The sequence below is a fragment of the Pandoraea sp. NPDC087047 genome, assembly GCF_044745225.1.
Taxonomy (GTDB): domain Bacteria; phylum Pseudomonadota; class Gammaproteobacteria; order Burkholderiales; family Burkholderiaceae; genus Pandoraea.
The window spans coordinates 13,443-27,689 of sequence record NZ_JBIUZU010000017.1 but is presented as its reverse complement, the minus strand read 5'-3'; the positions used below and the strand labels follow the sequence as shown (position 1 = coordinate 27,689).

General features: G+C 61.9%; 11 protein-coding genes. 1 reads left to right on the top strand and 10 read right to left on the bottom strand.

Translation table 11 applies throughout. The features are described from left to right. Positions 1-83 precede the first annotated feature (83 nt). Positions 84-2,198, top strand: a complete 2,115-nt coding sequence (gene ppk1 / locus ACIPHM_RS23530; protein ID WP_400333789.1) for a polyphosphate kinase 1 — start codon at positions 84-86, stop codon at positions 2,196-2,198. Between the two features lie 92 nt (positions 2,199-2,290). On the opposite strand, the gene phoR is transcribed toward ppk1, so the two are convergent. The 10 genes from phoR to ftsH all read right to left on the bottom strand — a co-directional run bounded on the left by phoR (position 2,291) and on the right by ftsH (position 14,162). Next, positions 2,291-3,631 carry a phosphate regulon sensor histidine kinase PhoR gene (gene phoR, locus ACIPHM_RS23525; protein ID WP_400333786.1) on the bottom strand — a complete coding sequence of 447 codons (1,341 nt, stop codon included), beginning with the start codon at positions 3,629-3,631 and terminating at the stop codon, positions 2,291-2,293. A gap of 98 nt (positions 3,632-3,729) precedes the next feature. Next, the gene (gene phoB / locus ACIPHM_RS23520) at positions 3,730-4,431 is read right to left on the bottom strand and encodes a phosphate regulon transcriptional regulator PhoB (protein WP_010805263.1); all 702 of its coding nucleotides are present in this window, start codon (positions 4,429-4,431) and stop codon (positions 3,730-3,732) included. A gap of 36 nt (positions 4,432-4,467) precedes the next feature. Beyond that, complete coding sequence (gene phoU / locus ACIPHM_RS23515; protein WP_400333781.1) at positions 4,468-5,175, bottom strand: phosphate signaling complex protein PhoU; 708 nt, start codon at positions 5,173-5,175, stop codon at positions 4,468-4,470. 21 nt (positions 5,176-5,196) lie between these two features. After that, the gene (gene pstB, locus ACIPHM_RS23510) at positions 5,197-5,979 is read right to left on the bottom strand and encodes a phosphate ABC transporter ATP-binding protein PstB (protein ID WP_150561889.1); all 783 of its coding nucleotides are present in this window, start codon (positions 5,977-5,979) and stop codon (positions 5,197-5,199) included. A gap of 60 nt (positions 5,980-6,039) precedes the next feature. Continuing rightward, positions 6,040-6,936 (bottom strand): phosphate ABC transporter permease PstA, encoded by an 897-nt coding sequence (gene pstA / locus ACIPHM_RS23505; RefSeq protein WP_400333778.1) that lies wholly within the window; start codon positions 6,934-6,936, stop codon positions 6,040-6,042. Continuing rightward, on the bottom strand, positions 6,936-7,910 hold the full coding sequence (pstC, locus tag ACIPHM_RS23500; RefSeq protein WP_400333775.1) for a phosphate ABC transporter permease PstC: 975 nt from the start codon (positions 7,908-7,910) through the stop codon (positions 6,936-6,938). Before pstC ends, pstA begins: the two co-directional genes overlap by 1 nt. A 139-nt stretch (positions 7,911-8,049) precedes the next feature. Then, the gene (gene pstS, locus ACIPHM_RS23495) at positions 8,050-9,084 is read right to left on the bottom strand and encodes a phosphate ABC transporter substrate-binding protein PstS (protein ID WP_400333772.1); all 1,035 of its coding nucleotides are present in this window, start codon (positions 9,082-9,084) and stop codon (positions 8,050-8,052) included. A 492-nt stretch (positions 9,085-9,576) separates the two neighbouring features. Next, entirely contained in the window at positions 9,577-10,920 is a 1,344-nt protein-coding gene (gene glmM / locus ACIPHM_RS23490; protein ID WP_400333769.1) for a phosphoglucosamine mutase, read from the bottom strand. Between the two features lie 70 nt (positions 10,921-10,990). Continuing rightward, positions 10,991-11,770: a dihydropteroate synthase gene (gene folP / locus ACIPHM_RS23485; protein WP_400333878.1), complete on the bottom strand. Its 780-nt coding sequence runs from the start codon at positions 11,768-11,770 to the stop codon at positions 10,991-10,993. A 517-nt stretch (positions 11,771-12,287) separates the two neighbouring features. After that, positions 12,288-14,162: an ATP-dependent zinc metalloprotease FtsH gene (gene ftsH, locus ACIPHM_RS23480; RefSeq protein ID WP_400333767.1), complete on the bottom strand. Its 1,875-nt coding sequence runs from the start codon at positions 14,160-14,162 to the stop codon at positions 12,288-12,290. Positions 14,163-14,247 lie beyond the last annotated feature (85 nt).

The following is a 14,247-nucleotide window of genomic DNA, read 5'->3' as shown; positions in this document are numbered from 1 at the left end:
GACAAATAAATGACGAATAAGTTACAAATCGAATATGACACGTCGTTGACAAATGTGAATGTCATATAACTGTAACAATACGGATGAAGAATTCACGCCAATCCCATGTCTTTCGCACGTTCAATATGAATTACCCGCTGCTCAACCGCGAGCTGGGCATTCTTGCGTTCAACGAACGCGTGCTTGCCCAGGCGGCCGATCCGGCCACGCCCCTGCTGGAACGTCTGCGTTTCGTCTGTATCGTGAGTAGCAATCTGGATGAATTCTTCGAGATCCGCGTCGCCGGACTGAAGGAGCAGATGCGCGAGAATCCGGGCATGCTCACGCCCGACGGCATGACTTTTCAGCAAGTTTACACGCAAGTCTGTGCCCGGGCACAGGCACTTGTCGAAAAGCAGTACGCCATGTTCGACAGCATCCTGCCGCAACTCGAAGCCGAAGGCATCGCTTTTCACCCCTCGGGACAGTGGAACGACGCCCAGGTCGAGTGGGCCCGCGACTACTTCATGCGCGAACTCGTGCCGGTGCTCACGCCCATCGGGCTGGACCCAGCGCACCCGTTCCCCCGCGTGCTCAACAAGAGCCTGAACTTCGCCGTCGAACTCGAAGGCAAGGACGCCTTCGGCCGCGACGCCGAACTCGCCATCGTCCAGGCCCCCCGCGCCCTGCCCCGTCTGGTGCCGATGCCGCCCGCACTCGCGCCGCTGCCCAACAGCTTCGTGCTGCTCAGCTCGCTCATGCTGCGCTTTGCGAGCGAGCTGTTCCCCGGGCTCACGGCCAAGGGCTGCCACCAGTTCCGCGTCACGCGAAATAGCGATCTGTTCGTCGACGAAGACGAAATCACCAATCTGCGTACCGCGCTACAGGGCGAACTCCCGGCGCGCCACCTCGGCGACGCCGTGCGCCTCGAAGTCGACGCCGGTGCGCCCGCGCGCCTTGTGCGACGTCTGCAGACGGAGTGCGGTCTGGCGGACTCGGACTGCTACCGCGTCAAGGGCCCCGTCAATCTGGTGCGTCTGATGCCCCTGCCCGAGATGGTCGACCGCCCAGACCTGAAGTTCGTGCCGTTCGTGCCCGCACTGCCCAAGCGCATGGCTGCATCGCCCGCGATATTCGATCTCATCGATCAGGGCGACCTGCTGTTGCATCACCCGTACGACAGCTTCCAGCCCGTGCTGGAGCTGCTGCTGCAAGCCGCGCGCGACCCTGATGTCGTGGCCATCAAGCAGACCATCTACCGCACCGGCAACGAGTCCGCGCTGATGGACGCCCTGATGGAAGCCGCCCGCAACGGCAAGGAAGTCACGGTCGTGGTGGAATTGCTCGCGCGCTTCGATGAGGAGACGAACATCAACTGGGCGGCGCGCCTGGAAGCCGTCGGCGCGCACGTGGTCTACGGCGTGGTCGGCCACAAGTGCCACGCGAAGATGCTGCTGGTGGTGCGTCGCACGCGTCACGGCAAGAAGACGTTCCTCAAGCGCTACGTCCACCTCGGCACCGGCAACTATCACCCGCGCACCGCCCGTCTGTACACGGACTTCGGCCTGATGACCGCAGACGAAGCGCTGTGCGCCGATGTGCATGTCGTTTTCCAGCAGTTGACGGGCATCGGCCGCCAGACGCATCTGCACGGCCTCTGGCAGTCGCCGTTCACCATGCACACGCATTTGCTCGAAGCGATCCGCCGCGAGACGGAAGCGGCGATGGCCGGAAAGAAGGCGCGCATCATTGCGAAGATGAACGCGCTGCTCGAACCGACGATCATTGCCGAGCTGTACAAGGCGTCGCGCGCGGGGGTGAAGATCGATCTGATCGTGCGCGGCGTGTGTTCGTTGCGCGCGGGCGTCAAGGGGCTGTCCGAGAACATCACCGTGCGCTCGATCGTCGGACGCTTCCTCGAACACCATCGCATCTATTACTTCTATGCGAACGGCGACGAGCAGGTCATGCTCTCGAGCGCCGACTGGATGGAGCGCAACTTCTTCCGTCGCGTGGAAGTGGCGTTTCCGGTACGCGATAAACGCCTCAAAGCCCGCGTGATCCGCGAAGGCCTCATGGTCCATTTGCGCGACAACACCCTCGCGTGGCTGATGCGTCCGGACGGCAGCTACCTGCGCCGCAAGCCGGGCAAGACGCCGTACAACAGCCAGAGGGTGCTGATGCAGGACATCGCCCAGCATCTGCAAACGGGTAACTGAGCCCACGTCTGCATACGAATTAACGAGAAAGGGGGGCGAAAGCCCCCTTTTCACATCCATCGCCTGTAGCGCGCTTTTACTCGCCTACCCGCTTACCTATTGACCGACACATCCGACGGCGTATCGATCGGCGCGCGATGCACCACGCGCGTGGGCGGGAAATGAATGGCGAACGTGCTGCCGCGCCCTTCCTCGCTCGTCACTCGCAGATCGGCCTGATGGCGCGTCAATACATGCTTGACGATGGCAAGCCCGAGGCCCGTGCCACCCGTATCGCGCGAGCGGCTGCGGTCGATGCGATAGAAGCGCTCCGTGAGCCGCGGAATATGCTCGGCCGGAATGCCCAGCCCCGAGTCGATTACGGTAAAGCGGGCGCCGCCGTCGTCAGTCGGCCCCCATTCGATGCGGATCTTGCCGCCATGCGGCGTGTAGCGCACGGCGTTGCTCACGAGATTGCTGAACGCGCTGTGCAACTCGCCTTCCGCACCGCGCAGATCGAGCCCTTCGGCGCCGGTCACTTCGATCACGTGCTGCCCTTGCGAGAGCCCCTCGGCGTCGCCGCGCAGGGAACGCATCTGCATGCCCATGTCGATGCGCTCGTCCGATGGCGGCTTCGCGCTGCCTTCGAGCTTCGCGAGCGTGAGCAGATCGTTCACGATGTTCTGCATGCGCCCGGCCTGCTGACGCATGATCTCCACGTAGCGCTGGATCTCGTCCGGTGACAGCGGCAACTCGCCGACCGTCTCCAGAAAGCCCGAGAGCACGGTGAGCGGCGTCTTCAGTTCGTGCGAGACGTTGGCCACGAAGTCGCGCCGCATTGCATCGGTGCGCTCGAGATCGGTCACATCGAGCGAGATGATCAGCTTGCGGTTGTCGCCGTACGGGAACACCTGCATCGACAGCACGTTGTTGCGCTGCTCGCCCATGTGATGCATGAGCAGCGCCTCGTCGTAGCGTTCGGAAGACAGGTAGTGCACAAAGGCCGGCGTGCGCAGGAGGTGGGTGATCTGTTGACGCAGATCTCGCTTGGCGTCGATGCCGAAATGCGTCTCGGCAATCGCATTGCACCACTCGATCTGATTGTGTTCGTCGAGCATGATCACGCCATTGGGCGATGCCTGAATCGCCTGAATGAAGCGTGCGTGCTGTTGTTCCACCTGCTTGACCTGGTTATGCCAGCGCTTGGCCAGCTTGTGCAGCCGGTAATAGATTTCGCCCCACAACCCGATTGCGCTCGGGACTTCGCCATACACCGGGGCGTCGAGCAGACGCCAGAGGCGCTGGGCGTGGTAGACGTTGAAAAAATGCTGTATCACCAGCAGGACAACCGCGGTGACGTAGCCTGCGCTCGCGCCGAAGAGCCAGCCGACGGCCACCGAAATGGCCGCTTGCAGGATCAGGAACGCCAGCGCACGGGCCCAGATGATATTCATAGACGATGCACAGGAATTTTGCCGCTCGTCACCCCGCGGGCGGGAGCGGCATGGGCACGGCAGGTGTCGACCCGCGCACAGCGCGCCGGCCGACCCCGTCAGACCGACTTGGTCAGACGGTAGCCGCTGCCGCGTACGGTCTCGATCATAGCATCGTGACCGGCCGGCTTGAGTGCAGCGCGAAGACGCTTGATATGCACGTCCACCGTGCGCTCTTCCACGAACACGTGATCGCCCCACACCTGATCTAGCAACTGCGAGCGGCTGTGCACGCGCTCGGGATGCGTCATGAAGAAGTGCAGCAGACGGAATTCCGTCGGCCCCAGATCGAGCTTGATGTCGCCGCTCGACTGGTGGCTCGTCACGCGATGCGTGGCCGGATCGAGCTTCAGGCCGTTCACGCTCACCACGTCCTCGGTCAACTGCGGCGCACGACGGCGCAACACCGCCTTGATACGCGCCATCAGTTCCTTCGGCGAGAACGGCTTGGTGACGTAGTCGTCCGCCCCGATCTCCAGGCCCATCACCTTGTCCTGCTCTTCGCTGCGCGCGGTGAGCATGATGATCGGCACGTGCTTGGTGCGCTCGTTTGCGCGCAACTCACGCGCGAACGTCACGCCCGACTTGCCCGGCAGCATCCAGTCGAGCAGAACGAGATCCGGCAGAACGTCGCTAATCAACGTGAGCGCCTGCTCCGCGTTGTACGCCCGGATAGGATAGTGCCCCGCGTGTTGCAAATTAACGGAGATCAGCTCGGAAATCGCCGGCTCGTCTTCCACGATCAGAATGCTGCTAGGCATCGGTTCCCTCTCAAACCTTCAGTAATGTCAGGCGTCTTATTCGCCTTGCACTTTGCGCTGCAGATCTTCGCGCGAAATGTGCCGGACGTCCGTGCCCTTGACGATGTAAATGATGAATTCGGCGATGTTCTTCGCGTGATCGCCGATACGCTCGATTGCCTTGGCGATGAACAGGAAGTCCAGACCGGCGGAGATAGTCCGCGGATCTTCCATCATGTACGTCACCAATTTTCGCACGAAGCCCCGGAATTCATTGTCGATGGCTTTGTCGTCGCGCACGATCTCGGCCGCCGCCACGATGTCCAGACGCGCAAACGCGTCGAGCGTGCGGCGCAGCAACTGTGCAGCCATCTCGCCCGAGAGCTTGATTTCGGCGAAATTCACGCTCTGCGCCGCGCCGTCTTCCAGCAGGTGACGGGTGCGCTTGGCGATCTTCTCCGCCTCGTCGCCTGCGCGCTCGAGGTTCGTGATCGTCTTCGAGATCGAGAGCAGCAGACGCAGGTCGCGCGCGGTCGGCTGACGGCGGGCGATGATCTTGCTGCACTCTTCGTCGATCTCGACTTCCATCGTGTTCAGACGGTGCTCGTTGGCGATCACTTCGTCGACCAGCGTGCGGTCGAACGTGTTCAGGCCCTGCATCGCCGTCACGATCTGGGATTCGACCACGCCGCCCATTTCGAGAACGCGCGAGCAAACCTGGTTCAGGTCGGCATCGAACTGGCTGGAAAGGTGTTTATCGTTCATGTCGCGGATTTCCTCGTGGCATCAACCGAAACGGCCGGTGATGTAGTCTTCGGTCTCTTTGCGGTCCGGCTTGATGAAGATCTTCTCAGTCTCGCCGAATTCGATCAGCTCACCCAGGTACATGTAGGCCGTGTAGTCCGAGCAACGTGCAGCCTGCTGCATGTTGTGGGTCACGATCACCACGGTGTAGTCGTCCTTGAGTTCGGCGATCAGCTCTTCGATACGGCCCGTGGAAATCGGGTCGAGTGCGGAGCACGGCTCGTCGAGCAGCAGCACTTCCGGGCGAATCGCGATACCGCGCGCAATGCACAGACGCTGTTGCTGACCGCCCGACAAGCCGTAGCCCGACTGTTGCAGCTTGTCCTTGACCTCGCTCCACAGCGCCGCCTTGGTCAGCGCCCACTCCACGCGATCGTCCATTTCCGAGCGCGAGAGCTTCTCGAACAGACGCACACCGAAGGCGATGTTGTCGTAGATCGACATCGGGAACGGCGTCGGCTTCTGGAACACCATGCCGACCTTCGCGCGCAACAGCGCGATGTCCTGCTTGGCGGTCAGCAGGTTCTCGCCGTCCATGTTGATCTCGCCCTCGGCGCGCTGCTCCGGATACAGGGCGTACATCTTGTTGAACGTGCGCAGCAGCGTCGACTTGCCGCAGCCCGACGGACCGATAAAGGCCGTCACCTTGCGGTCGGGAATGCGCAGGTTGATGTTCTTGAGCGCGTGGTACTTGTCGTAGAAGAAGTTCAGGTTCTTGACTTCAATCTTCGAGGGCAGCTTGATTTCTTGCGTCGGGTTCGTCATGGTCTGTCTCAACCTTCAGGTATGCGTTTGTCGTCGCGTTATGTCGTCTCGCGTTGCCGGTTACTTCTTGGCAAACAGCGAGCGCGCCAGAATGTTCAGGAACAGCACCCCAAGGGTGATGATGAATACGCCCGCCCAGGCAAGCGACTGCCACTCGGCGAACGGGCTCATGGCAAATTTGAAGATCGTGACCGGCAGATTGGCCATCGGCTGGTTCAGGTTCAGCGACCAGAACTGGTTCGAGAGCGCCGTGAACAGCAGCGGTGCGGTCTCACCTGCGATACGCGCCACAGCCAGCAGCACGCCCGTCACGATACCGGCGATGGATGCCTTCAGCGTGATCTTCACGATGATGCGCCATTTCGGCGTACCCAGTGCGAAGGCGGCTTCACGCAGGTTGTTCGGCACCAGCTTGAGCATGTTCTCCGTCGTACGGATCACGATGGGAACCTGCAGCAGCGCGAGCGAGATGATGCCGGCCCACGCCGAGAAGTGCCCCATCTGCGCGACCACCAGCACGTAGACGAACAGACCGATCACGATCGACGGTGCCGAGAGCAGAATGTCGTTGATGAAACGCGTGATGCTCGCGAGCCACGACTTCTGACCGTACTCCGCCAGATACACACCGGCCAGAATGCCCAGCGGCGTGCCGACGAGCGTGGCCACGCCGACCATCACGATACTGCCCGCGATGGCGTTGGCAAGCCCCCCGCCCGCGGTATTCGGCGGCGGCGTCATTTCAGTGAACAGCGACAGCGACAGGCCGCCGATGCCCAGCGAGAGCGTGGTGTAGAGAATCCACAGCAGCCAGACCAGGCCGAAGGCCATGGCCGCGAGCGACATGAAGATCGCGAACATGTTCTTGCGGCGGCGATACGCCTGCAGACGCACGCGGGTAAAGGCGTCGGTCGGCTTCACGGCTGGCGTTTCCAGTTGGAGCGCTTGTTGGGTCATTATTTACCTTCGTTTTTCTCGAGGCGCAGCAGCATCAGCTTGGACAGCGACAGCACCACAAAGGTGATAAAGAACAGGATCAGGCCGAGTTCCATCAAGGCGGCCGTGTGCAGACCCGGACCGGCTTCGGCAAACTCGTTGGCGAGCGCCGACGTGATGCTGTTACCCGGCGAGTACAGCGAGATGTTGTCGAGCAGGTTCGTGTTACCGATCACGAACGTAACGGCCATCGTCTCGCCGAGCGCGCGGCCCAGACCGAGCATGATGCCGCCGATGACACCCGTCTTCGTGAAGGGCAGCACTACGCGCCACATCACTTCCCAGGTCGTGCAGCCGATGCCGTAAGCCGATTCCTTGAGCAGCACCGGCGTGACTTCGAACACGTCGCGCATGACAGAGGCGATGTACGGAATGATCATGATCGCGAGGATCACGCCGGCGGGCAGGATACCGATACCGAGGGGCGGCCCCTGGAACAGCGCGCCGATGAACGGCACATTGCCGAGCAACGCGCCCAGCGGCTTCTGGAAGTACTGGCTGAAGATCGGGGCGAAGACCAGCAGGCCCCACATGCCATAGACAATACTCGGAATGGCGGCGAGCAGCTCGATGGCGGTGCCCAGCGGGCGGCGCAGCCATACGGGCGAGAGTTCCGTGAGGAACAGGGCAATGCCGAAACTGACCGGCACAGCGATGATCAGTGCAATGACAGACGTGATGAGCGTGCCGTAGATGGGCACGAGCGCACCGAATTGTTCTGCGGGAGGATCCCAGTCCTTGGTCCACAGAAAGGCGAAACCAAACTTCTCGATCGACGGCAGTGCGCTGACGATCAGCGACACGATAATGCCACCGAGCAGGAGCAACGTAATGATAGCGGCGGCGCGAGTGATCAGCGCGAAGAGAAAGTCGCCAACGGAAGACGGAGCGCGCTGCGCGCCCGGTGTTGCGAGGGGGCTGGTGGCTTCTGCCATGATGTCGTCTCAGCGTGAGCGCGCCGCCAGCCGTTGCCAGATCAAGATTCGGGCTTCGGAACAGGCGGCGCGGATGTTGCCGGTTTCGAGATGCCGGACAACTCGACTTCGAATTGCCCGGCGCCTCATGCAAGGCGTCTTAGATACCCGCCTTGTTGGCCGAGTCGGCAACCTTCGCCTTCCAGCCTGCGCGGATCTGCTTCAGGACGTCTTCCGGCAGCGGAATGTAATCCAGGTCCGTGGCAGTCTTCACGCCGTTCTTGAATGACCAGTCGAAGAACTTGAGCACGTCGGCGCTTTGCGCTTCCTTGCCGGCGTCAGCCTTCTGGTGCACGATCACGAACGTTGCTGCCACGATCGGCCACGACTTGTCGCCCGTCTCGTTCGTCAGGATCTGGTAGAACGTCTTCGACCAATTAGCCTTGCTAGCAGCAGCGGCGAACGTTTCGGCGGTCGGCTCGACGGTCTTGCCATCGGCGTTCGTCATGGCCGTGTACGTCAACTTGTTTTGCTTGGCGTAGGCCGATTCCACATAGCCGATAGCGCCCGGCAGACGTTGCACAAAGGCGGCGACGCCATCGTTACCCTTGCCGCCCGTACCCGTCGGCCAGTTAACCGCGGCGCCTTCGCCGACCTTGCTCTTCCACTCGGCATTGACCTTCGACAGGTAGTTCGTGAACACGAAGCTCGTGCCCGAACCGTCGGCGCGGCGAACCACGGCGATGTCGCTATCCGGCAGCTTGACCTTCGGGTTCAGCTTGGCGATGGCCGGATCGTTCCACTTCTTGATCTTGCCCAGGTAAATGTCGCCCAGCAATTCACCCGACAGGACGAGTTCGCCCGGCTTCACGCCCGGCACGTTGATGACCGGCACGATGCCGCCAACCACCGTCGGGAATTGGAACAGGCCTTGCTTGGCCAGATCTTCATCGGTCAGCGGAGCGTCCGAACCCGCGAAATCCACCGTCTTGGCCTGGATTTGCTTGATGCCGCCCGACGAGCCGATGCCCTGGTAGTTGACCTTGTTCTGGGTCGACTTCTGATAAGCGTCAGCCCATTTGGTGTAGATCGGAGCGGCAAACGTGCTGCCAGCGCCCGTAATCTCGCCCGCAATTGCGCCAGCGGCGAACAGAACGCCAGCCAGGCCGGCAATTGCAGTCTTCATCAGCTTCATGGATCTCTCCGAGTTGGTGTGGTACAGCGTGTGGATGGCTCGAAGAATAGATTCCGAATGTGACAGTAATGTGTCATTTGGGAAAGCCCACAATCAGTTTGCCATCGAGTCGCCTCGGAATCGTCATATTGCACGTGGGTTTTGGTGCCCGTCAGGCTTTCGGGAAAATCGTTGATTGACGCGGGTTTCGGAGCATTCCCAAGGGATTTTCCAGGCGCAAAAACGCTCAATTTCGGTGCATGTCAGCCCTGTGACAGCGACAAAATGATGTCGGAAATCGGCTGACGAATCTCAAGGCACTGTCATAAATGCCAGCAATTTCGAGCATTGGGCGAGCGGATTAACCGGCCGGACGACTCGGCCGGATTAGCCTTCCGGATTGCCGTCGTGGGAGGGATACAACGAGGATTGGTGGAGGGTCGAACGCAGGGTGATGCGAGAGTTGGCGGGGGGTGGCGACGCCATGAAGGGCGTCGCCAGATGGGACAGCGATCAGGCGGCCGCTTTGACGACGTTCGCCAGATGTTGCGCAAAGCTGGAAGCCTGCAATTCGTCGCGCGCTTCGACCATCACGCGAAGCACCGGCTCGGTGCCGGACGCGCGAATGAGCACCCGGCCCGCCTCGCCGAGCTTGGCTTCGACGGCGTCGCGCTCCGCGGCCAGACGCGCATCGCTCTGCCAGTCGTAGCCGGTTGGCGTACGCACGTTGATCATGTGTTGCGGGAACAGACGCACGCCTTCGAGCAGCTTGGCGAGCGGCTTGTTCTGGGCACGACGAATCGCCGCGAGCACCTGAAGGGCCGAGATGATGCCGTCGCCCGTGGTGTGCTTGTCCAGACAAAGGATGTGACCGGAGCCTTCCGCACCGACCTGCCAGCCGTGCTTGTACAGTTGCTCGAGCACGTAACGGTCCCCGACCTTGGCGCGCACGAACGGCACCCCCATCTTCCTGAGCGCGACTTCGACCGCCATATTGGTCATCAGCGTACCCACCGCCCCCGCCACACCGCCGTTCTCCTGCCGGTCCTTGACCAGCAAGTACAACAGCTCGTCGCCGTTGTAGAGACGGCCCGAGCTATCCACGATCTGGAGACGGTCCGCGTCGCCGTCGAGCGCCACGCCAAGGTCAGCATGATTGGCGCGCACGGCACGCATGAGCGCGTCCGGCGCGGTCGCACCGCAGTCCTCGTTGATGTTGAAGCCGTTGGGTTGATTGCCGATGGCGATGACTTCCGCGCCCAACTCGTGGAACACGTGCGGGGCGATGTGATACGCCGCGCCGTTGGCGCAGTCGACCACGATCTTCATACCGCGCAGGTCGAAATCGTTCGGGAACGTGCTCTTGCAGAATTCGATGTAACGACCGGCGGCATCGTCCAGACGGCGCGCCTTGCCGAGTTGCTCGGAGCGCACGCACGTCATCGGATTTTCGAGTTCGGCCTCGATGGCCAATTCGGTCTGGTCGGGCAGCTTGTTGCCGTCTGCCGAGAAGAATTTGATGCCGTTGTCGTGGTACGGGTTGTGCGACGCGCTGATCACGACGCCTGCGGCCAGACGCAGGGCGCGGGTGAGATACGCCACCGCCGGCGTGGGCATCGGGCCCGCCAGCATGGTATCGACGCCTGCGGCGGCGAAACCCGCTTCCAGCGCGGCTTCGAGCATATAGCCGGAGACACGCGTGTCCTTGCCGATCAATACCGTGGGGCGGCCCGTGGTCTGATTGCCGGCCAGGACACGTCCGGCGGCATAGCCCAGCCGCAGCACGAACTCCGGCGTAATCGGGCTCTCGCCCACCGTGCCGCGAATCCCATCGGTCCCAAAATAGCGTCGTTTCATCGTTGCGTCATTCCCAGTGGATGCGTCGCGCCGGTTTTTGGCCGGTCGCGCGCGTCTTTCGTTATCGGTATTACTCGGCGTCGCGCACGGCGCGCCACACTTTGAGCGCGTCGACGGTCTCGGCAACGTCATGCACGCGCACGATGGCCGCGCCGCGCTGGGCGGCGCAAATGGCCGCGGCAACACTTGCCACGCGACGCTCCTGTGGCGTCTCGCGTCCCGTGATCTCGCCGAGCATGCGCTTGCGCGACATGCCGACGAGCAGCGGCAGACCGTCGCGCGAGAGCACCCGCAAGTGCTTGAGCAAGGAGAGGTTATGGGCAAGATTCTTGCCGAAGCCGAAGCCCGGGTCCAGATACAGACGCGACGGCGCAACACCCGCGCTTAGCATGGCGTCCACCCGGCCGTCGAGGAAGGCGGCGACTTCGGTCACGACGTCCGTATAGATCGGGGCATCCTGCATGGTTTTCGGGTCGTGCAGCATATGCATGATGCACAGCGCGGCTTCGCTGTCCTTCACGGCATCGACGGCGCCCGGCTGCTGGAAGCCCCAGATGTCGTTGATCATGTCGGCGCCGGCGGCCAGTACCGCACGCATGACGCCGGGCTTGTAGGTATCGATCGAGAGCGGCACGCCGCAATCGCGCAGGGCTTCGACGATCGGCACGACACGTTCGAGCTCGGCGTCTTCCGGCAGCGCCTCGGCACCCGGACGGGTCGATTCACCCCCGATATCGAGAATGTCGACGCCATCGGCAATCAACTGCTCGGCGTGGCGCAAGGCGGCGTCGCGGGCGACGAACTTGCCACCGTCGGAAAACGAGTCGGGCGTCACGTTCAGGATGCCCATGACGTGAACCCGGCGGGCGTCGAGCCGGAAACGCGGGCCGAGGGCCAGCGTGTCGGGTGCGGGGTCGCGCGGGGTAGCGGGTGGCAAGACGATATCGTCCGCGGACGCGGCGTCCGGGGCGATACCAGGAAGGGATGATGGCTGCTCGGTGGACATTCGGAAGCTCGTAGCTCGGTAAGACCCGCATCGCGGCCCGCCGCAAGAAGGCTCGCAAGGAGCGCTCGGGAGCGGGCCTGCGCGCCCTGGATGCCGGGCGCCGCGTATGGCCGTAATGTTACCGGAATCGCCCGTCACATCGACGAGGGAAACACTCGGTAACACCGAATTTCATGGTTCCGGGAAACGCGAATAGGACAAATCAGGCCACCTGAGTCGGCACACCGGACTTCTCGGGCGTTTCGAACCACCTCCCGGACGCGCCATGTCCGCCGTTGCTCCCATCCCCTCGAAATGCAAAAAGGCCGGCGAGATGCCGGCCTTTCTGGGTGATAGTGCCCTTTTGCCTGTCAGGCGTCCGTCAGACGGTCGCCGGGGTGTTGCTGGGCTTGAGCGGCGGGTTACCACCCGAGGCACCACCGTTCGACGTGCCGCCCTTCGGGGGACGCGGCGGACGGCCATCCATGATGTCGCCAATCTGCTCGCCGTCGATCGTTTCCCATTCCATCAGGGCTTCGGTCATCGACTCGACCTTGTCGCGGTTGTCTTCCAGCAGCTTCTTGGCCAACGCATATTGCTCGTCCAGAATGCGGCGAACTTCGCCGTCGACCTTCTGCTGCGTGGCTTCCGATACCGACTTGGCGGACATCCGGCCGAACACCGAATCCTGCTCCGTGTCGACGTAGACCATCGGGCCCAGCGCGTCCGACATACCGTAGCGGGTCACCATATCGCGTGCCAGCTTGGTCGCACGTTCGAAGTCGTTCGAAGCGCCCGTCGACATCTTGTTGATGAAGACTTCTTCCGCCGCACGACCGCCGAACAGAATGGCGATCTGCGTGAGCATCGTGTCGCGATACTCCGAGTACTTGTCGTGCTCCGGCAACTGCATCGTCAGGCCGAGCGCCCAACCACGCGGGATGATCGTCACCTTGTGCACCGGATCGGCGCCCGGCAGCAGCATCGCCACCACAGCGTGACCCGACTCGTGGTAAGCCGTGGCACGGCGCTCTTCGTCGCGCATCACAGCCGACTTGCGCTCCGGACCCATGAAAATCTTGTCCTTCGCGTCTTCGAAGTCGAGCATTTCGACGATGCGCTTGTTACGGCGCGCCGCGAACAGCGCAGCTTCGTTCACGAGGTTGGCCAGATCGGCACCCGACATACCCGGCGTACCGCGAGCGATGACCGATGCGTCGACGTCGTTCGCGATCGGCACCTTGCGCAGGTGCACCTTCAGGATTTGCTCGCGGCCGCGAATATCCGGCAGACCGACATAGACCTGACGGTCGAAACGACCCGGACGCAGCAGCGCCTTGTCCAGCACGTCCGAACGGTTAGTCGCCGCAATCACGATCACGCCCGAATTGGCTTCGAAGCCGTCCATCTCGACCAGCATCTGATTCAGCGTCTGCTCGCGTTCGTCGTTACCGCCGCCCATGCCGGCGCCACGATGGCGACCGACCGCGTCGATTTCGTCGATGAACACGATACAGGGCGACTGCTTCTTCGCGTTTTCGAACATGTCGCGGACGCGGGCAGCGCCCACACCAACGAACATTTCCACGAAATCGGAACCCGAAATGCTGAAGAACGGCACCTTGGCTTCACCCGCAATGGCACGCGCCAGCAGGGTCTTACCGGTTCCCGGCGGGCCGACGAGCAGCACACCGCGCGGAATACGTCCGCCGAGTTTCTGGAATTTCTGAGGATCTTTCAGGAAGTCGACGAGCTCGCCGACCTCATATTTGGCTTCGTCGCAACCTGCAACATCCGCAAACGTGACCGGATTGGCATTCTCGTCGATGAGACGCGCACGGGATTTGCCGAAGGAGAAGGCACCGCCCTTACCCCCGCCCTGCATCTGTCGCATCATGTAGAACCAGAAGCCGATGATCAGCAGCGTTGGTCCGAGGTAGTAGAGAGCGGACATGAGCACGTTCGGTTCATCGTCGGCCTTACCCGAGACCTGAACGCCGTACTTCATGAGATCGCCCACCATCCAGATGTCGCCGGGCGACACGATGGTGTATTTCTGGCCGTCGCTAGGCGTCACCTGAAGGCTGCGCCCTTGTACCACCACGTTCTTGATCTTGCCATTCTTGGCATCGTCCATGAACTGGGAATACGTCACGCCCTCCTGGACGTGCGGCTTGTCGAACTGTTTGAAAACAGTAAACAAGACCAGCGCGATGACTAACCACACCGCCGCTTTGGAAAACATATTATTGTTCAAAGCGTTGCTCCTTCATGAAATCGCTTCGCGCCAGGAATTCATTCTAATCCACTCGCAGGCGCACCGCTATAGTGATTCTTTACCG